Below are 18639 nucleotides of genomic sequence, written 5' to 3' on the forward strand. Positions count from 1 at the left end.
GTGCGAAATGCGGGCATGCGGATGCGCGCCTGCATGAAGATGCGGTGCATGAATATGTGTCATTTACAGATGAACCGCTGACGAATCGGCGGCTACGTGAATTTTGGGGTTTGGAATCACGGGATGTCGCGTATCGGGTGCTAAAGAGTTTGAGCAGTGAAAAAAGAAATCAAAATAAAAATCGTGAATACATCGTAAATATCCAGCATCAAAATAGCTGAACGCGCATAAATCTCGCTGAACGCGCATAAATTCCGCTGAACGCGCATAAATTCCGCTGAACGCGCATAAATCCCGATGAACGCGCATAAATCCGGCTGAACGCGCATAAATCTCGCTGAACGCGCATAAATCCCGCTGAACGCGCATAAACCATCAAAAAGAAAGGACCTGATACGATGACTCCATTCAAACGCGACATCAAAGACCACTGGCGTGTCCGCTACAACAAAAACGGCTATCCCCATGTGCAGCAGGGCTTCATCATTCCCCCGGACCGGATGGAGGAATTCGACCCGTTCCTCATCATGGCGGAGGACTGGTTCAAGCGCGGCACCTTTTCCGACCATCCGCATCGCGGGTTTCAGACGATCACCTATGTGATCGACGGCCGGCTTGAACATTCGGATAACGCGGGCGGCTATTCGGTACTCGACGCCGGCGATGTCCAATACATGAACGCCGGCGCGGGTGCCATCCACGCCGAGGAAGCGGTGGATGATGACCTGATCCATACGCTCCAGCTATGGCTGAACCTCCCGAAATCAAAAAAGAACACCCCCGCGAGCTACCAGAACGCCTACGCGGAAGACGCGGCGGAAGTGGAAATCGATGGCGGCCGTCTTCGGGTTTATTCGGGCGACATTGCAGGTGTCAAAGGACCGATCGACAGCGTTGTGCCATTCACGATGACGGAAATTTCCCTTCAGGCGGGAGCCGCTTATACGCACCGGATTCCGGCGGACCATACGGCATTCCTGTATGTCCTGGCCGGGGAAATAAAGGCGGGCGAATCAAAGACGAAACTCGCCAAAACAGATGCGGCGCTTCTCACAAAAAGCGGAACCGGGGACAGCGAATTCAGCATAACGGCAGACACGCGGGCGAAACTCCTTGTTTATTCCGCTGAACCAATTAAAGAAGAAGTGGTGGCGAGAGGGCCGTTCGTCATGAATACGATGGAGGAGATCCAGGAAGCGTACGCCGACTTCCGGGCAGGCAAATTCGGCGCTCCCTCCCAGCGATAGCCGCGAGCCGCTAAGTTGTAACTGCCGCAAATTTTTAGTATGATAGATGGCAGTGCAAATTTTGAAATGAGGGCGAACTAATGAAACCATCCATCTATGGCATGACCATGGAACAGCTGAAGACGTGGTTTATGGACAACGGCCAGAAGGCGTACCGGGCGACGCAAGTATGGGACTGGTTATATACGAAACGTGTGACTTCGTTTGCGGACATGAGCAACATCGGCAAAGCGGCCGTCGAACTGCTGGAAGAGAACTTCGAACTCCACACGATGGACGTGGCAGTGAAGCAGGAATCGAAGGACGGAACGATTAAATTCCTGTTCCGGCTGGCCGATGGCAATCTCATCGAGACGGTGCTTATGCGCTTCAGCTACGGCGCATCCGTCTGCGTGACGACGCAGGTCGGCTGCAACATCGGCTGCAGTTTCTGCGCGAGCGGACTGCTGAAGAAAAGCCGCGATCTGTCCGCCGGTGAAATCGTCGAACAGATCATGAACGTGCAGAAGCACTTCGACGAGCAGGGCAAGGACGAGCGGGTCAGCCACATCGTCGTCATGGGCATCGGTGAACCGTTCGATAACTACGACAACCTGATGGGCTTCCTGAATATCGTCAACGATCAGAAAGGCTTGTCCATCGGTGCACGGCATATCACAGTTTCGACGAGCGGCATCGTACCGAAAATATACGAGTATGCGGAAGAAGGCCTGCAGATCAACTTGGCGATCTCGATCCACGCGCCGACGAACGAACTGCGTACCCGCATCATGAAGATCAACCGGGCGTATCCGGTCGAAAAACTGATGGCGGCAATTGATTATTACCTCGAGAAGACGAACCGGCGGATTACGTTCGAGTATATCCTGCTCCACGACGTGAACGACCACGAGCAGGAAGCGCGCCAGCTGGCGAAGCTCCTGCAGGATAAGCGGCATCTGTCGTATGTCAATCTCATTCCGTACAATCCGGTCGATGAACACGGCCAGTACCAGCGCAGCACGCCGGAAGCGATCAAGGCGTTTTACGAAACGCTGAAGAAGCACGGCATCAACTGCGGTGTCCGTCTGGAAAACGGCACGGACATCGACGCGGCATGCGGTCAGCTCCGAAGCAAACAGATCAAGAAAAAGCAGACAGTTTAATCTTGCACACCCGGAAAACCGGGTGTGTTTTTTTATCGTCTCTAAGAGGGATTCCCTGTAATATTACCGTCGCTTTTGTAACAAATTCTTAATGTGCATGTTGCTGGTTTTCCTAATAAAGGACAGATACAATGCTAATAGTAATAAAGAACGCAAGAAATTAATATATCAAATGGAGGAATTCGGGTTGAAAAAATCTCTTTTACTCGTAAGTGCACTATCTGGCACGTTGGTGTTCGGAACAGCGGTTGCAGTTGACGGACAGCCTGCCAGCGAAGTTCCAGGATTTTCTGGCAAGGAAGTCGCCTTCGAAGCGCTGCCCGCGGCACCAGAAGTAAAAGGGGTGAGTACCGCCCAGCCGTCCGCCGATATTTTGAATGTCGCGGATCAGTACCTCGGCGCCAATTATCTGCTTGGCGCCAGCACGTCGCGCACTGATGCGTTCGACTGCTCCTCGTTTTCAAAACGGGTCTTTTCGGAGCTCGGCATTGAACTGCCCCGCCATTCGGCCGCACAGGCTGAACTCGGCGAAAAAGTGCCGATGAAGGATCTGCAGAAGGGCGACCTCGTGTATTTTGCGACTTCCGAGACCGGCGGTGTCAGCCACGTAGGCATTTATGCCGGGGACGGCGAGATGATCAGTGCCCAGAACGGCGGCGTGAAATATGCGCCGATCGATGAAGGGTACTGGAACGAGCACTTCTTGTTTGCAAAGCGGGTATTGTCATAATTGAAACGTGAAGAGGGCTCCGGCGCTCTTTTTTTATTTGCCTCCGAACGATGTTTAATTCCGGGGGCACTTAGGGAAATACAGCTAATAAGAAAATTTCAGTAAAGGAAGTGGATTACAGAATGGTCAGTATTGCAGTGGAACATCCATTTACAGACATCCGCCGCGCACTCGAGAAGAAGGGGTACCAGGCGGATATGATCGAGCAGAAGATGGATGCGGTCAGCTATGACGTCGTTGTCGTACGCGACTCGCAGGACTTCGCGGATTTCCGCATGAGCGGATCGCTCGTGGAAGCGCGCGGCCGGACCGTCAATGAAGTCGTGGAAGAAGTGGAAGAGCGCCTTGCGCGCGCAGGCAAGATTACGGAAGAACCGCCGAAAAAAGGCTCAGGCAGCAGCTTTGCAGCCGGCCTCGCTACCGGCGCGGCAGCCGGGGCAGCGGCAGCGCTCCTGCTGACACCGAAGAGCGGTAAGGAAATGCAGCAGATCGTCAAAGAAAAAAGCAGCCAAGTGAAGGAAAAAATGCCGAGCTCGGGCGGTTCCGGCCAGTCCCAGGACCAGTCTTCCGGCGGCAAGATGAGCCAGCTGAAAGACAAAGCGAGCCAGGTGAAAGACAAGGCGAGCCAAGTGAAAGACAAAGCGAAGGACATGAAAGAACAGGCTACAGGCAAGGCATCTGAACTGAAAGAGAAGAAAGACATGATGCAGGCGCAGAAAGAAGTGGCCGAGGAAATCAAGGCGGAAGAGAAGGCCCGTAAAGAGCATGAAAAAGCGGAGAAGCACGCTGAGAAAGAAATGAAGAAAGCGGAGAAAGAATCGAACAAAGCCGGCAGCGGCGGCGTAAAAGTGTTCGAACTGGAAGACGCCGAAGTCCAGCACGATGACAACGAAGTCGTCGTGAAACAGGCGGATAACAAGAACAATAAAAAATAAAATGGAAAAAAGCTCCCGGAAGAGAATTTCCGGGAGCTTTTGTGCCGTTTTGGCTGCCGCTAGACGACCGTTTCCGGTTCCATTTCGGCATCCGGCTCAGGCACACGCGATAAAATGATGAGTCCGATGACGAACAGTACGATCAGGCTGAAGACCCCTTTGCTGGAATCACCGGTGAGCTGCGCGGTCACACCGACGAGAAGCGGCCCCATGATGGACGCGAACTTGCCGAAGATGTTGTAAAACCCGAAGAACTCGTTGGAATTCTGTTTCGGCACGAGTTTTCCGAAATAGGAGCGGCTAAGCGCTTGGATGCCGCCCTGGCTCGTCGCGACGAGCATGGCGAGAATCCAGAAATCGGTGACCGTCTCAAGAAAGTACGCGTACGTGCAGACAATGATATAGACGGAAATGCCGACATACAGCATCCGCTTCGCCCCGAACTTTTCGGCAAGCCGGCCATATAAAATAGCGAACGGAGCAGCGACGACTTGTGTGGCGAACAAGACGATCAGCAGGCTGACGGTGCCGATGCCGAGATCGGTCCCGTAGGCGGTCGACATGGAGATAATCGTCCCGACACCATCGATATAGAAGAAATAGGCCACCAGAAATAAAAACAGCGCTTTGTACTGACGGATGTTCCGGATGGTCTTGCCGAGCCGCCGGAAGCTCTGGCCCACGAGACCCGGTTCGCGCTTAAGGAAATGGCGCTGATGGACGTGGCGGAACATCGGGATGGCGAAAAGTCCCCACCAAAGGGCGGTGATCAGGAAGGCGATCCTGCTCGCATTCACAGGGGAAACGGGAATCGTGCCGCTTTGCGCCAGGACAATGATGGCGATCGAGATGATGAATGGGATGGTGCTGCCGATGTAGCCGAGCCCGAACCCCCTGGCGGAAACCCGGTTCATCTTTTCTTCTGTCGTGACATCGGTGATGAACGCGTCGTAGAACACGTTGGCGCCGGTGGAGCCGAGCGCGGCGAGCGTGTAGCAGACGAGGAGCCAGAGCCATTCATCCGCGGGAATGAGCGCGAGGGCGGCTGTCGCGCCCACACCCAGAAAGAAGAAAGCGGTGAAGAACCGTTTTTTCATGCCTTCGTAGTCGGCGATTGTGCCGAGGATAGGGCCGATCATGGCCAGGATGAATGTAAAAATGGCGATCGTGTAACCGAGATAGGCGGTGGAATTGGCTGCGCTGACGCCGGCTTCGGTGGCGGCCGCTTTGTAAAAGATCGGGAAGACCGCGGTCGTGATGATGATGGAATAAGCGGAACTCGCCCAGTCATAGAGCATCCAGCTCTTTTCTTCTTTCGTGTAATGAAACTTCATGCGCATTTCGGTCTCCTTTGGCCTGAGAATTAACTCCATTGTACTAGAAAACCGGATGGAAAGAAGGGAAATTTCAGAAACTTTAAGTGCCCGCAATTGGAGAATCCGCCGATGACAGGTAGAATGGAAGAAAACCGAGGAGGAAATGAATTTGACTGCCCCTTTTCCGATTGAATCAGTACGTTCCCAATTTACAGCCCTTCACCGGACGGTGAGAGGCCGGCCTCTCGTTTATTTCGACGGACCGGGCGGCACGCAGATGGCTGATCAGGCCTCTGAAGCGATGCTGCGCTACATACATAACGGCATGGCGAATTTGCATGGCGCTTTTCCGACCAGCCAGGAAACGGATGAGCTGCTCGAAAACGTCCGGGGATCTGTGGCGAATCTTCTGAACAGCGAGCCGCAGGAAATCGCATTCGGCCCGAACATGACGACCCTTGCATTTTCCATCGCCAGAGCCCTGTCAGAACGGATCGCTGAAGGGGATGAAATCGTCGTCACCGAACTCGATCACCGGGCGAATGTCGATCCGTGGCGGACGCTCGCTGAAGACCGCGGTGCCACTGTGAAGTTCATCCCGCTCGATCCGGAAACCCACACGCTCGATTTGTCGGGCTTGGATGAAATAATTACGGAGAAAACGAAGATCGTGGCTGCCGGCATGTCATCGAATGTGACAGGCACCATTACAGATCTGGAGCCGATCATTCAAAAAGCGAAAAGTGCCGGAGCTCTCGTCATTTTGGATGCAGTACACGCCGTCCCGCACATCCCCGTCGATTTCAAGGCGCTCGGAGCGGATATCCTTCTGTGTTCCGCTTATAAATTCTTCGGTCCGCATGTCGGGATTGCTGCCATCCGTGAAGAACTGTTCAGCGGACTGAATGTGTACAAGCTTGTCCCGTCGCCTGGCGGGATTCCGTATAAACTGGAAACAGGAACACAGAACCACGAAGGGATTGCCGGTCTCGGAGGCGCGCTGTCCTTTCTCGAACGCCTGGGGGAAGGGGACACGCAGCGGGAACGGTACGTCTCCGCACTCGAGAGGATCGAAGCATATGAGCAGGAAGTGACGCAGGACCTTGAAGAATTTTTCCGGAGCCTTCCAGGGCTGGTTTTGTACCGGGCAGGGGAAGAAATCCGCAAGACACCGACGTTCGCTTTCCGCATCGAAGGGGCCGCTCCGCGCGAAATCGCCGAATGGCTCGGCGGCCGCTGGGGGATCTGCGTGGGGGACAGTGACTTCTATGCTTCGACGATGGCCGACGTCTTCGGTGTCCGGGATACCGGCGGCTGGGTGCGGATCGGACTCGCCCCTTACAATACCGCTGAGGAAGTGGAGCGCTTCAAAGCGGGGCTCATGCAGTATTTGGAACAGCGGGGATGAGAGGTTATCTTTCGAATTTTTTCGGGAGATGTGTTATTTTTAGAAAGGAAGTATGATTCCAACATGATAATCATTCTAAGAGGAGGCTTTTGTAAATGAAGGACGAAAACAGCAAAAACAATCAGTCTGGAAACAGCGAAGAGCGCGAGACGCTCACGACCCGCCAGGGCCATCCGGTCGTCAACAACCAGGATATCCGCACAGTCGGCAACCGCGGTCCAGGAACGCTTGAAAACTATCACTTCATCGAAAAAATCTCCCACTTCGACCGCGAAGAAGTGCCTGAACGGATCGTGCACGCACGCGGGGCAGGCGCATTCGGTTACTTTGAAACATATGGCACAGTCGGAGACGAGCCTGTTGAAAAGTACACACGCGCGAAAGTGTTCTCCGGCAAGGGTAAGCAGACTCCTGTCCTCGTCCGTTTCTCCACAGTGGCAGGCGGCAAGGATTCACCGGAAACCGCCCGTGACCCGCGCGGATTCGCTGTGAAATTCTATACGGAAGACGGCAACTGGGATCTCGTCGGCAACAACATCAAGATCTTCTTCATCCGCGACGCCATGAAATTCCCGGACATGATCCACGCATTCAAAGCGGACCCGGCTTCGAACATCCCGAACCCGGAACGCATGTTTGATTTCGTCGCACGCACACCGGAAGCGACGCACATGATCACGTGGGTGTTCTCACCATGGGGAATCCCGGCGAACTACCGCGAAATGGAAGGCTCAGGCGTAAATACATACAAATGGGTCAACGAAAAAGGCGAAGCGGTACTCGTCAAGTATCACTGGGAGCCGAAGCAGGGCGTGCGCAACCTGACGCAGGACGAAGCGGACGCAATCCAGGCGAAAAACGTCGGGCATGCGACGCAGGACCTGTACGAAGCGATCGAGCGCGGCGATTACCCGGAATGGGAACTCCAAGTGCAGATCATGAGCGATGACGAGCACCCGGAACTCGACTTCGACCCGCTTGACGACACGAAATTGTGGCCGACGGACAAGTTCCCGATGCTGCCGGTCGGACGCATGGTGCTGGACCGCAACCCGGTCGACTACCACGCGGAAATCGAGCAGTCGGCGTTCGGGACAGGCGTCCTCGTCGACGGACTCGACTTCTCCGACGATAAGATGCTTCAGGGCCGCACATTCTCGTACTCGGACACCCAGCGCTACCGCGTAGGCGCCAACTACCTGAAACTGCCGGTCAACGCGCCGAAAAACAATGTGCGCACGAACCAGCACCGCGGCGCGATGGACGTCCACCGTCCGGAAGAAGCGGGCGGCAACCCGCACATCAACTACGAGCCATCCGTCGTCGGCGGTCTGCAGGAAGCGGATCCGGGAAGCAACAAAGAGTATCAGCCGGAATACAACGCGCGTCTCGTGCGCCAGCCGATCGACCGCACGAACAACTTCGGCCAGGCGGGCGAAACGTACCGCAACTTCGAAGACTGGGAGCGCGATGAGCTGATCAGCAACCTCGGCGGCGCACTCGCCATCTGCGACAAGCGCATCCAGGAACAGATGATCGAGAACTTCACGAAAGCGGACGAAGATTACGGCCGCCGCGTGAAGGAAGCGATCGAAAAAAACATGAAAGATATGAACTTGAACGGCGAAGGCACGCTCCGTGCGAACAAAGCCGTGAAGCAGGCGGAAGAGCAAGGCCATCCGTCACACCGATAAATTGAGCAGCCCGTCAGGCATAGAACCTGGCGGGTTTTTTGGTGCCTCAAAAAAAACGATTTTTTTCAAACACTTTGCCCGGCTCATCCGTTATCTGTATGAAACCGGCAAAAATAGAAAGGAGGGACGGCGTGGAAGCAGCTGAGATGCAGGAAATATACGAAAACCTGAAAGACGATCTTCTGCGCTTCGCCCGTTCCATTGCCCGGCACGAGCAGGAAGCATTCGACCTCGTGCAGGACGCCGCGGAAAAGTCACTGAAGCAGGAAGAGCTTGCGGCTCTCCCGCTCCACAAGCAGCGCGCCTGGTTTTTCCGGGTCATGAAAAACCGATTGATCGACGACCGGCGGAAGGACAGGCGGCTGTCGAAACTGGAAGGGACAGAGGAAGAGGAGGATTTCCCGGAACCGCTGTTCCTGGGCAGCCGCCTTGAAACGATGGAACTGCTGTCCAGACTCGATTCCGAGCTGAGCGATATCGTCTTTAAGCGGTACTGGCTCCAGATGACGAGCAAGGAAATCGGCGAACAGCTCGGGATGCCGGCGGCGACTGTCCGGTACAAACTGCACTTCGCCATCAAGAAACTAAGAAAACAATTGGAGGCTGAAATGAAATGAATAAACGGATCGGGAATGTGGGCGTACTGAACTTATTGAACGCGACAGAGGAAAGTGTGAAAAGTGCCGGAACGATCGGCAATATCGGAGCGGTCCTGTACCGGGCCGGCCAAGGCCATCTGCTGACCGCGCTTTCGGCGGGCAATGTCGGCTCCACTGTCGAAGTGCCGGAAGGCTATAGCCATTACAACGGATTGCTCGAAATCGACCGCAATTACCTGGAATCGCTCAATAAACCGCTGAAAATGGTGGTGAATGGCGCGGTGCTCATAAAAAAAGATGTCACAGAAGCGCTCCTAGCCAAAGAAGAACTGCAACTGATCATCAACGGCGCCCTGTATGCGCCGGATACCCTCAAAGGGGCAGCGAGCCAGCGGTTCCCAGGAGGCACCCGTGAAGTGAAAGGGTATTCCGGCAATCTCCGGTTCGAGAATGGGCAGCTCACCGTCACGAATTCATTCCTTGCAGCTGCAGAAGAGCCGCTCCACTTGGCTGTCAACGGCATGCTCGAGCTGGAGAAGGACCTGGATATCGAACTGCTGCGCGAAAAAATCGCGAAAGCCGAAGTGAACGGTCTTATCCGGCTGTATGAAGATCAGGAAGCTGCGCTCAATAAAAAACTGTCCGTGCAAGGATCCATGGAAATCATTCCTTCCGGGTACGAATGGCTGAAGAAAGCGCGCCGGCTCAACGCCCGGTCGATCCGCCCCCTGAAAGGCAAGAAGGTCTACACGAAGAATCCGATTTTATTCGAATCGGACGTGGCGCGGGAAGACTTGGAAACGATCGAAAAAATCCAGTCCGCTTCCTATATTGTATGCAGTGAGGAACTGGAGGATCTCATGTACGAAAGACTCGGGAACCTGGAGACGGAAGTGCTCGCTTATGCGGATGATTTCATCTTCATCGAAGGAGAGCAGGTCTGGAACGAAGCGCAGCTGGAAGCGATTGGACGTCCTGCCGCCATCATCGTGGAAGGCAAGCTGAAGCTCGCGGAAGACGTGAAGCCGGAAAGCGTGAAAGAGAAGGTCGCCTCACTCGATCTGTTCGGCGAAATCCAGTCCGACAGTGCGGAAGTGAGGGCCGCCATGCAGGCGAAGCTGCGGGTGAACGAAGGACTGGTATCGGAAATGCGCGAAGCCGAGGAAAACAATTTGCAGAACATCGGGGAATTATCGCTTTAAACTAAAGGAGGAGTCCATTATGTATCACTCAGATGAAATGACAGCCCGTCAGAAAATGGAAGACATGCGTGCGGAGATCGCGAACAACCGTCAGCAGCGGAAAGCGGACAAGCCGTCATCGCGAGTGACATTGTGGATGCTGCTGCTGACCGCCCTCCGCCTGCGGTGAACATGAGAACGGAAAACCCGGATCCCAGTGATCCGGGTTTTTGCCGTTTTCAGTAAGAAAAGTTCCGATGCGAGAAACCGGCATGACAATTTTGAAAATAAAAGTTTGAAAATTTCGCTTTTTATACGATAATAGGAGTAGAGTGTTTTTTTGCCGACCGGATTTTGAATCCCGTCGGCTGAAATCCTGCTTCGGGAATGGAAAAAGTAAGGAGAGGTGCGAATCATGAAACAGAACAGCCGGGCGGCGCCGAAATTGCCCGACAGTATAGAGAAAAAGAGCTGGAACGAAGCGGCGAAAGACCGATACATAGGCAGCTGCCGGATCACCGACGAAGTGATCGCCAGAGGACCGGAAGAAACGTTGCGGTTCGACCAAGTCAGCTTTGAAAACGTTACATTCCAGGAGATCAGCTGGCCGGACAGCGAGTGGCTCGATGTCCAGTTCATCGGCTGCGATCTGTCCAATGCGGATCTGCGGGAAGCGGTGTTCCGCCGGGCTGAATTCCGGGAATGCAAACTCATCGGGACAGAATTCACGGAGAGTTCAATGAAAGATGTGCTGTTCGAGAAATGTATCATGAATTATTCGATGTTCAGCCTGTCATCCATCGAAAAAGCGGATTTTCTGCACAGTTCATTGCGGGATGCCGAATTTTATGAAGTGAAGCTCAAACAGTCCGGCTTTATTCATTGTGAACTGTCCGGGATGAATTTGGGAGAGACGGAACTGGACGGCGTGGATTTGTCGACCAGCACATATGAATCAATCCAAGTCACCGCGGATAAACTTAAGGGATGTATCGTGACGCCTGAGCAGGCGATCGGCTTCGCCAGACAGCTGGGGCTCATCATCAAAGAAAATGATGAATGAAAAGCCATTCAGTTTCCGGTATAGTAATTCATAGAACAGCTGGAAGTTATTACTATACTTGTATCATATTTTTTCTAACAATTGCTTAAATTTTTACTTAAATAATGTTTTTTGATATAATAAAATAAAAAGCAAGATTTTTAGCACAAAAATAGTTCGAATCGTTCATGAAATATTCAATCTTAACGTTTCAGTTTTATGGTAGAATGGGTAAAGTGAACAGTAAATTTTAAATTATCAGTTAAATAAGGAAGGACAGAGAGAGAATGGAAACTATCGGGAGAAAAATCAGAGAGCTGCGTGAACAGCGGAACTTGTCAGATGAGGAGTTTGCAAAAGCTCTCGGCATCGCGAAAAGTACAGTGTGGGCATATGAAGGCGGAAAGAAATTGATCACAGTCACACATCTCGCAAACATTGCGGACTTTTTTGGTGTATCGACGGATTTTCTTCTCGACCGCTCAACAGAGCAGGTGCAGCTTGATCTGCAAAATAAACAAGGACTGAGCGGTTATACGTTCGTCGTGGACAACCGGCCGATGAATGAAGATGAGATTGCGGATGCCGCAAACTATATCCAAGTAAGACGCCGGATGGGGAACTACGGAAATCTATAGGGGAACAACTGGGGCCCATTCGGACGGTACTGCCGTCCGGGTGGGTTTTTCAAATGGGCGGCCGGACGGGAAAAACGGGGTAGACCGGATGAACAAAGAGAAGGGGATGGGACAGATGAAGCTGGATAAATATATCGTCTTTGAGGCATACCGGCTCGGAATCCTCCTTAATTTGCTGAAACCGGAAGACCTGATCGAACAAATCGACCGGCTGATCGTGGAAAAGGACACAGAGGAAATCCCGCACGTATTCTATGTGCTGTCTTTGGCGCGTGACCGGAAGCGCATGCTTGAGCTGCTGACGGATCTGACCCAGGGAATAAACGAAGAGATGCCGGCCTGCATCATTGCCGGCCTGCTGTATCAGGAACGTGAAAAAAGGCCGAGGGAAGAGCTTTTTGAACTGGCAGGGCTGCTGAAGCAGCTTGTCAAAGATCCGGCGGATGAAATCATCGTGGAGCTGGATGGTCTGAAAGAACAGCACGATCGCATGCAGGAAGCTTATGGACTCCGCTTCAGACGGAAGAAAGCGCGTGACCGGCTGTTTCAGAAGACCGAAAATAGGCTCATCGAGCTGCTGAAAACCCATGAAAAATACGCGGAACAGTTCCGATCGTATGACTGGAGTGAACCGGAATGATTTTTCCTTCAAAAAAAGACTGGTGGCTCGGTGTGATCATTTTAGGAAGCGCGGTCCTCTGTCTCGCAATCCCCTTCATCGAAGGCGACTGGATTGCAGGAGTTCTCCTGCTGCCGCTGGGAGGCGGCATGCTGTGGCTCTGGTTTTCAACCCGCTACATACTCACAGATGAAAAACTGATCGTCCGCTACGGGCCGTTCCGGCATGAAATAGCCGTCTCGGCAATCACGAATGTCCGGAAAACGAAGAACCCTTTTTCATCACCCGCATTATCATTGAAGCGCCTGGAGATCAATTATTCACCTTACGGCACCATCCTCATCTCCCCGAAAAACCGCGATGACTTCATTCGGCTGCTACTGGAAATAAACCCGGGAATCTCCGTCGGCTCTCCGTTTTGATTCCTCTCTGTTTAGTCTTTCCTTGCTCGGGAAAATAGTGTAAGAGGCAGATGAACAGGAGGGATTCGAAAATGGCTAAGACGATTTTCATCACCGGTGCGGGAAGCGGGCTTGGAAAAGGCGCCGCGCTCGGACTGGCGGAAAAAGGGCATAAAATCATCGCTGGCGTGGAAATTCTTCCGCAGAAGACAGATTTGATCCGGGAAGCGGAAGAGCGCGGGCTGGAGATAGAAGTGCTGAAACTCGATATTACGAATCCGCGGGACGTCTCGCGGATTGAGGACTATGATTTCGATATATTTGTCGCGAACGCGGCGATCAACGAAGAAGGGCCGCTCGCGGAAGTGCCGATGGACCGGTTCCGGGCGCTGTTCGAAGTGAACGTGTTCGGCACCTTGGCGACAGCGCAGGAAGCCATCCGCCATTTCGTGAAAAAAGGGTCCGGCAAAATCATTTTCACGAGCTCCATGGCCGGCATTGCGGCCTCCAAATTCGTCGGACCGTACAGCGCGACTAAACACGCGATCGAAGCGCTGGCCGAAACACTCCGCAAAGAAATGAAAGACTTCGGTATCCAAGTGGCCACCATCAATCCCGGCACCTTCGAAACCGGATTCAACCGCCGGGCGGCTGAAGAGAAGTGGGAATGGTACGACCAGGATAAAAACTTCACCCCGAAGGAAAGCATGGAAAAAGCGGAAGAAGGGCTCAAGGACCAGTATGATCCGGAAGGCATGATCGAGAAGATGATCGAAATCATTCCGGCCGATCATCACAAATTTCGCACCGTGTATCCGGAAGCGACGGAAGAGCAGCTGAAGAAGACGCAGAAAGAGCGATGGGAGATGGAGATTTAGAAACAGCAAAAGACTTGGACAGCGGAAGCCGTCCAAGTCTTTTTTGATGATTATTTAAAGATTTTCACTTGACCGACGGAGCCGTCAGCACTCTGTCCGGACACGCGGAATTTCAGGCCATACGTCGGCACGTTGCGTCCTGCATCCACGAGGCCCGGGTTGCTGTAATCGGCACTGTCGTCAAACAGCGGATTGCGCTGCGTGTAGTTGTCTTTCATTGTGAACTGGCCAGGGTAATCCAAGAACATTTGAGCTTCCTTATTGTAGTTGAATGCAGCATCGTGAACCTGGTAACGTGTTGAGCCAACAGCGCCGTCATTCCAGTAGTTCGTATGCTGATCTGAATCGACTACTCCAAGGAACCCTTCGCCTGGATGGACGCCAGTCCAGTTGTTGTCATACGTCTCATCCACATACCAGACGACGAGGCCCTGGTCGAAGCTCATGAGGGTTGCGCCACGTTTAATGTGGCTGAGGCCCTCATCCACGCCATTATGGGAACGCCATTCCAGTAAATAGTAGTGATCTGTGGTGAATGTTCCGTCGCTCTGTTCGAATCCGCCGAGAGTGAATGGAGTCGCCGCTTCAGCACCATCAGCGAAAATTTCGCTGCCATCCGTTGTGACAGAGATGTTGTCGGCGAAGAATCCATTCAGGTTCGTTGCCCAATCCGTCATATACCGGAATTGAATCTGGATCTGCTGGCCGGCATACGCGCTCAAGTCAAAGGACTGTTCTGTCCAGCCGTTGCTCGATCCTGTGTATCCTGGTAAGTTTTCTTTGATTTCTGGATAACCATCCGGATGGATCTCATTCACTGTGCTTCCATTCGAGAGGGACGTCCAGGTTGCTCCTCCGTCTGTGGAGACTTGGACCATTGCAAAATCCCAATCCTGCTCAATATCGTACCAGGCATCGAAAGTCAAAGTAGCATTGGTGGCAGCAGTCAAATCGACTGACACGGACATCTTATGATCTATTTCGTCACCTTTGCCGCTATAGTAAGCTTTTTCGCCGCCAGCAGGTTCTGCAAGAACATTCACTTTGTCAGGAAGTTCGATGCGGACAGCATCGTTGTTGGTCCCTTTTGTCACACCTTCATCCAGCAGTACGGTCTGTCCGGTTGCCGTCACTTCTCCCGCATTCAGCGTCGTGCCGCTCAGCCAGTTGCCTCCGTGGATAGCCTGCAGCATTTCCCGGGCATACGGACTGAATCCTGTCGGTTCTGTTCCAGGCACTTTACCTGCCCAGCTGCCGCTCGACATGATGGACCAGTAGGAAACCGGTTCGCCTGCACCCGAGTAAATCGTGTCATATTCATCCGGCAAGCCGAGGTCGTGGCCGTATTCGTGGACGAACACACCCGCTGCACCATCCTCCGGCTCTATTGTGTAGTCGTAAGCGCCCAGCAGTCCGCCAAAACGGTCGCTGTCGGATGTGCCGCCAGGAACAGCGATGAGCCCGCCCAAGTTCCAGCGGTGCGACCAGATGGCGTCGCCTCCAAGAGATCCGCCGCCTGCTTCCTCACCGACACCCGCGTGGATCACCATCAGATGATCGATGATGCCGTCCGGCTCGGCGTAAACGCCATCACCATCATAGTCGTCACGGTCCCAGACGTCGTATTCCGAAAGATCCACATTCGGATCCTCCCCGGCTTTTGCGAGAGCTTCGTATACGAGCTGTCGTGGGCGTGCATCATTGCCATCCGGAGTCGGATAATTTCCGCCGTAATAAGCGGCCGGGTGATCCGCTGTGTACCAGCCTGCTACCGTGCCGTCGACCGTATAGCTGCCGCCGGACTGCTTTTCGTAATACTGTTTCATGGAAGTGAAATTCTCGCCATTGGGGCCGGTGTAGCCGTCAGGTCCGAAAATCATGTTTTGGAAATGATCAAGCGGGTAGTCCTCATAGAACATATCCGTCTCTTCTTGTGTGATGGAACTGTGCGGATAGTCAGGAAATTCGATGGCCAGCACAAGGACTTTATCCTTCCGGACTTCTCCATTGTACTGTTCGGGCTGACCGGTCCAGGCGTAGTTGTTTTCCCGAGTTTATTTCCTTTACCACTGAGAAGGCCAGCATCCTCCGCTTTTTCTTTCAGTGAGTTTTCATGCTGTTTTCCAAAAGCAGTTTTTTCTTTTTCCGCTTCCTGACCGGCTTCGGCCTTTTCTTTCAAGTAAGCACCGAGCGCTTTGTCAATCGTTGCCGGGCTGGCGCCTTTAACGATTCTGCCTTCTTCCTGAAGCATGCTGATCAGCCGTTCATCATTGGCGAGACCGATATCAACCGGTGCGCCGGTGACTTCTCCAGGCACGAATTCTGTAAGGAGAGGATGAGTGGCAGGTTCAGTTGCCGGCTGATCACTCCCTTTACCTTTATTTCCGTTGTCATTCTGTCCTTTAGCTGCTTCAGCAACGGGTACGTTCGAAAAGTCGCCGACTGAAAAACTGCTGAAACTCAAGGCTGCCGCAATGGCGGTAGTGACGAATACGTTCTTCTTCAAGAAATTTCCCCCTTAAATAAATTTGGAGTGCTTGGTTAACGATTAAATATTCTAACAATTACTATATATTACGGGGTTCGAAAAGGCTATAAGTTTTTTAATAAGAAATGAAATAGATTCGGTTGTACTATCACAGGCTGAAAGCTTAGGGTAAAAAGAACCAATTAAACTCAATTTTTTTATAAAATAAGGCCAAAAGAAAGAGATTCTCCTCTTATTCATCAATTTTTGGAACCAAATCAACACTTATTCCGTTGTATGAATGAATATTCCGAAAAGATATTGTACTTTTGACCTGTTTCAACTATACTGGAAATGTTTCACACCTTACCAGATAGGAGGAACTGCAAAATGAAAAAAACACTTAGAGTTCTTGTTCTCTCAGCGGTTGTGTTCGGAATGTTCGGCACTTCCGCAATGGCTGCGCCGGCTCAGTCGGAACCTTTGAATGCACCTTTGATTGTCGTTGGCTGGTAAGCTCATATTGTAGGGGGGAACCCGATAGAGTACTATATTCTTTGACGGGAATATTTAAGTTCTTTTTTAATACTCGACGAAAGGGTGTAGGCTCTTGAACGGTTTCTCTTTCTTAAAGAATTCCTCTCTAGAAAGTGTTAAAAACGACTCCACCTCCATTGCGCTACTAGGCCATGGCGACGGTGTTGAAGTGATGAAACAAAAGATAGCACCTGGGAAACTGCTTGTCCTATTCCCGAGTGACAATGCAGATGCTACAGAATTTTACTATATAATTGATGGTTGCATAACAGGAGAAGTAGATAGTGAAGATCTAGAAATGAAGGCAGGAGATTTTTTTTCAGCTAAGGGACTTGAAGGGACAGTTCAATTTCGTGCAAAAACAGAAGTAACTGTTTTAATAGTGACAACCGAGCCGCTGTTCCATTATCTCAGCAACGAAATAGCTGAACTCAGGAAAGTCGGAGAACAAGTCGAGCAAAAAGACCGCTATACATATAACCATAGTTCAAGAGTGGCTAATTATGCCGTGAAAACTGCTGCAAAGATGACTTTAGCGAAAGAAGAAGTGAAAAGTCTGATGATCGCCGCCATCCTCCACGATATCGGCAAGATCAATGTGCCGGAGGAAGTCCTCAATAAAGTTGAAAAGCTTACTGATGAGGAGTTCGGCCTCCTGAAGCGCCATCCGATCGACGGGGCGGATATGGTGAGGAAGACCGCATACGCCCACATCGCACCGATCATCGAGCAGCATCACGAGCGGATCAATGGCTCAGGCTATCCGTTCGGATTGGAATCCGGGGACATCTTGACCGAAGCCAAGATCATCGGGGTCTGCGATACGTTCGATGCCATGACCGAGGACCGTTCCTACCGGAAAGCGGATTCGGCGGAAGCGGCCGTGGAGGAAATCCGCCGGCTGCGGGGGATTCTTTATGATCCGGAAGTCGTGGACGCATTCATGGAAGTGCTGTCCGAAGAAGGACGGATCCGCAGCAGCTGACCGAAAGGAATCCGGACAGAAGGCGAGCCGAGGTATAGTTCCGCGTCCTCCGATTTTCTGAAAGGTTTGAAAACAGCCGTTTTCGTCTATAGTATTCCATAGTGTATTTTTACTAAATGGAAGGGGAGACGGATAATGGCGAGAAGATCAGGCGGCACATTCGGAAAGCTTGCCCTGCTTGGCATCGGTGCCTTGATTGGTTCCATGGCTGCGAAAAACAAGTCGGGAACGTCTTCATCGGGCAGCGGAAGCATGAATAAGGGCGATATGCAGCAAAAGCTGCAGAAAGGCCTGGATACGCTCAACAAGCAGTCGGGCGGTATGGTCGACAAGATGAAGCCGCAAATCAGCAAGGCGCTCGACAAGGCGAAAGACGCCATCGAGAAGCAGCAGCAGACGATGAATCAGGGGCAGAGCTCTTCAGGCGGCACGGGTACCGGAAGCGGAACTTCAGGGAATACGTTCAGCAGCACGACAGGCGCTTCGGGAACGGCGCCGACCGGTACGCCGACACCGGGCGGAACACCTGCCGGCACTTCTTCGACGACGGCCGCCGGAACGGACGGACCGGGTGCATACCGGCAGAGCGGGACCACGTTCGGCGGAGATCCGCTTACAGGCGAACCGGAGCCGGCGAAGCCTGGCAATGTCAAAAATTTCGAGCCGCCGAAGACGACCGAGTATGACAGTTCCGACAAGAATAAATAACGGAATACCGCACGGAAAAGCTAGTGCCCGACAGTGCCGGGCTTAGCTTTTTTATTACATATTTCTGTCGGAATTTTTAGAAAGGAGAACAGCGATGTTTGAAACTTAC

20 protein-coding genes and 1 pseudogene are annotated in these 18639 nt (G+C 52.5%); 18 read left to right on the plus strand and 3 right to left on the minus strand.

The window, feature by feature from the left end; translation table 11 throughout:
• The 5 genes and pseudogenes from CCE92_RS15990 to CCE92_RS13330 form a co-directional block, all read left to right on the plus strand.
• Window positions 1-221: pseudogene (locus tag CCE92_RS15990) on the plus strand (hypothetical protein); the annotation flags it as partial.
• A 177-nt stretch (window positions 222-398) separates the two neighbouring features.
• A complete protein-coding gene (locus CCE92_RS13315) occupies window positions 399-1247 on the plus strand; it encodes a pirin family protein (protein ID WP_088008656.1) in 849 nt (282 codons plus the stop codon).
• An 80-nt stretch (window positions 1248-1327) separates the two neighbouring features.
• Window positions 1328-2392 (plus strand): dual-specificity RNA methyltransferase RlmN, encoded by a 1065-nt coding sequence (gene rlmN, locus CCE92_RS13320; RefSeq protein ID WP_088008658.1) that lies wholly within the window; start codon window positions 1328-1330, stop codon window positions 2390-2392.
• A 187-nt stretch (window positions 2393-2579) separates the two neighbouring features.
• Complete coding sequence (locus CCE92_RS13325) at window positions 2580-3122, plus strand: C40 family peptidase (RefSeq protein WP_162287879.1); 543 nt, start codon at window positions 2580-2582, stop codon at window positions 3120-3122.
• A 122-nt stretch (window positions 3123-3244) separates the two neighbouring features.
• The gene (locus tag CCE92_RS13330; protein WP_088008662.1) at window positions 3245-4057 is read left to right on the plus strand and encodes a YkuS family protein; all 813 of its coding nucleotides are present in this window, start codon (window positions 3245-3247) and stop codon (window positions 4055-4057) included.
• 59 nt (window positions 4058-4116) lie between these two features.
• On the opposite strand, the gene CCE92_RS13335 is transcribed toward CCE92_RS13330, so the two are convergent.
• A complete protein-coding gene (locus CCE92_RS13335) occupies window positions 4117-5391 on the minus strand; it encodes an MFS transporter (protein WP_088008716.1) in 1275 nt (424 codons plus the stop codon).
• 151 nt (window positions 5392-5542) lie between these two features.
• Here CCE92_RS13335 and CCE92_RS13340 point away from each other — a divergent pair, with 151 nt between their 5' ends.
• The 10 genes from CCE92_RS13340 (at window position 5543) to CCE92_RS13380 (ending at window position 13833) form a co-directional block, all read left to right on the plus strand.
• Window positions 5543-6781: a cysteine desulfurase-like protein gene (locus CCE92_RS13340; protein ID WP_241536055.1), complete on the plus strand. Its 1239-nt coding sequence runs from the start codon at window positions 5543-5545 to the stop codon at window positions 6779-6781.
• A gap of 95 nt (window positions 6782-6876) precedes the next feature.
• Window positions 6877-8475: a catalase gene (locus CCE92_RS13345; RefSeq protein WP_088008666.1), complete on the plus strand. Its 1599-nt coding sequence runs from the start codon at window positions 6877-6879 to the stop codon at window positions 8473-8475.
• Window positions 8476-8606: 131 nt separating this feature from the next.
• A complete protein-coding gene (locus tag CCE92_RS13350) occupies window positions 8607-9092 on the plus strand; it encodes an RNA polymerase sigma factor (RefSeq protein WP_241536056.1) in 486 nt (161 codons plus the stop codon).
• Window positions 9089-10276, plus strand: a complete 1188-nt coding sequence (locus tag CCE92_RS13355; protein WP_088008668.1) for a hypothetical protein — start codon at window positions 9089-9091, stop codon at window positions 10274-10276. The genes CCE92_RS13350 and CCE92_RS13355 overlap by 4 nt, the downstream gene beginning before the upstream one ends.
• A gap of 19 nt (window positions 10277-10295) precedes the next feature.
• Window positions 10296-10445 carry a hypothetical protein gene (locus tag CCE92_RS15890; RefSeq protein ID WP_155522841.1) on the plus strand — a complete coding sequence of 50 codons (150 nt, stop codon included), beginning with the start codon at window positions 10296-10298 and terminating at the stop codon, window positions 10443-10445.
• Between the two features lie 225 nt (window positions 10446-10670).
• Window positions 10671-11318, plus strand: coding sequence for a pentapeptide repeat-containing protein (locus tag CCE92_RS13360; RefSeq protein ID WP_088008670.1), 648 nt, complete (start codon window positions 10671-10673; stop codon window positions 11316-11318).
• A 266-nt stretch (window positions 11319-11584) separates the two neighbouring features.
• On the plus strand, window positions 11585-11935 hold the full coding sequence (locus CCE92_RS13365) for a helix-turn-helix domain-containing protein (protein WP_088008672.1): 351 nt from the start codon (window positions 11585-11587) through the stop codon (window positions 11933-11935).
• Between the two features lie 115 nt (window positions 11936-12050).
• A complete protein-coding gene (locus tag CCE92_RS13370) occupies window positions 12051-12575 on the plus strand; it encodes a hypothetical protein (protein WP_088008674.1) in 525 nt (174 codons plus the stop codon).
• On the plus strand, window positions 12572-12976 hold the full coding sequence (locus tag CCE92_RS13375; protein ID WP_088008676.1) for a PH domain-containing protein: 405 nt from the start codon (window positions 12572-12574) through the stop codon (window positions 12974-12976). Before CCE92_RS13370 ends, CCE92_RS13375 begins: the two co-directional genes overlap by 4 nt.
• 71 nt (window positions 12977-13047) lie before the next feature.
• On the plus strand, window positions 13048-13833 hold the full coding sequence (locus CCE92_RS13380) for an SDR family oxidoreductase (protein WP_088008678.1): 786 nt from the start codon (window positions 13048-13050) through the stop codon (window positions 13831-13833).
• Between the two features lie 50 nt (window positions 13834-13883).
• Here the strand turns inward: CCE92_RS13380 and CCE92_RS13385 are convergent, their stop codons facing one another.
• Window positions 13884-15812, minus strand: coding sequence for an immune inhibitor A domain-containing protein (locus CCE92_RS13385; protein WP_241536057.1), 1929 nt, complete (start codon window positions 15810-15812; stop codon window positions 13884-13886).
• Window positions 15710-16339 carry a hypothetical protein gene (locus CCE92_RS16250; RefSeq protein WP_241536058.1) on the minus strand — a complete coding sequence of 210 codons (630 nt, stop codon included), beginning with the start codon at window positions 16337-16339 and terminating at the stop codon, window positions 15710-15712. The genes CCE92_RS13385 and CCE92_RS16250 overlap by 103 nt, the downstream gene beginning before the upstream one ends.
• Window positions 16340-16690: 351 nt before the next feature.
• Here CCE92_RS16250 and CCE92_RS16320 point away from each other — a divergent pair, with 351 nt between their 5' ends.
• The 3 genes from CCE92_RS16320 to CCE92_RS13395 all read left to right on the plus strand — a co-directional run bounded on the left by CCE92_RS16320 (window position 16691) and on the right by CCE92_RS13395 (window position 18530).
• A complete protein-coding gene (locus CCE92_RS16320; RefSeq protein WP_277621526.1) occupies window positions 16691-16816 on the plus strand; it encodes a hypothetical protein in 126 nt (41 codons plus the stop codon).
• Window positions 16817-17219: 403 nt separating this feature from the next.
• Window positions 17220-17822, plus strand: a complete 603-nt coding sequence (locus CCE92_RS13390; RefSeq protein ID WP_241536059.1) for an HD-GYP domain-containing protein — start codon at window positions 17220-17222, stop codon at window positions 17820-17822.
• Window positions 17823-17957: 135 nt separating this feature from the next.
• Window positions 17958-18530 (plus strand): hypothetical protein, encoded by a 573-nt coding sequence (locus CCE92_RS13395; protein WP_088008683.1) that lies wholly within the window; start codon window positions 17958-17960, stop codon window positions 18528-18530.
• The last annotated feature ends 109 nt before the right edge of the window (window positions 18531-18639 follow it).

The organism is Indiicoccus explosivorum, from assembly GCF_002167005.1.
GTDB classification, from domain to species: domain Bacteria; phylum Bacillota; class Bacilli; order Bacillales_A; family Planococcaceae; genus Indiicoccus; species Indiicoccus explosivorum.

Bases quoted from the DNA above. Each gene is read 5' to 3' on its own strand.
- CCE92_RS13380 (WP_088008678.1), top strand. From the start codon at position 13,048: ATGGCTAAGACGATTTTCATCACCGGTGCGGGAAGCGGGCTTGGAAAA.
- rlmN (WP_088008658.1), top strand. From the start codon at position 1,328: ATGAAACCATCCATCTATGGCATGACCATGGAACAGCTGAAGACGTGG.
- CCE92_RS13330 (WP_088008662.1), top strand. From the start codon at position 3,245: ATGGTCAGTATTGCAGTGGAACATCCATTTACAGACATCCGCCGCGCA.
- CCE92_RS13315 (WP_088008656.1), top strand. From the start codon at position 399: ATGACTCCATTCAAACGCGACATCAAAGACCACTGGCGTGTCCGCTAC.
- CCE92_RS13365 (WP_088008672.1), top strand. From the start codon at position 11,585: ATGGAAACTATCGGGAGAAAAATCAGAGAGCTGCGTGAACAGCGGAAC.
- CCE92_RS13355 (WP_088008668.1), top strand. From the start codon at position 9,089: ATGAATAAACGGATCGGGAATGTGGGCGTACTGAACTTATTGAACGCG.
- CCE92_RS15890 (WP_155522841.1), top strand. From the start codon at position 10,296: ATGTATCACTCAGATGAAATGACAGCCCGTCAGAAAATGGAAGACATG.
- CCE92_RS13395 (WP_088008683.1), top strand. From the start codon at position 17,958: ATGGCGAGAAGATCAGGCGGCACATTCGGAAAGCTTGCCCTGCTTGGC.
- CCE92_RS16320 (WP_277621526.1), top strand. From the start codon at position 16,691: ATGAAAAAAACACTTAGAGTTCTTGTTCTCTCAGCGGTTGTGTTCGGA.
- CCE92_RS13360 (WP_088008670.1), top strand. From the start codon at position 10,671: ATGAAACAGAACAGCCGGGCGGCGCCGAAATTGCCCGACAGTATAGAG.
- CCE92_RS13335 (WP_088008716.1), bottom strand. From the start codon at position 5,391: ATGAAGTTTCATTACACGAAAGAAGAAAAGAGCTGGATGCTCTATGAC.
- CCE92_RS13370 (WP_088008674.1), top strand. From the start codon at position 12,051: ATGAAGCTGGATAAATATATCGTCTTTGAGGCATACCGGCTCGGAATC.
- CCE92_RS13375 (WP_088008676.1), top strand. From the start codon at position 12,572: ATGATTTTTCCTTCAAAAAAAGACTGGTGGCTCGGTGTGATCATTTTA.
- CCE92_RS13345 (WP_088008666.1), top strand. From the start codon at position 6,877: ATGAAGGACGAAAACAGCAAAAACAATCAGTCTGGAAACAGCGAAGAG.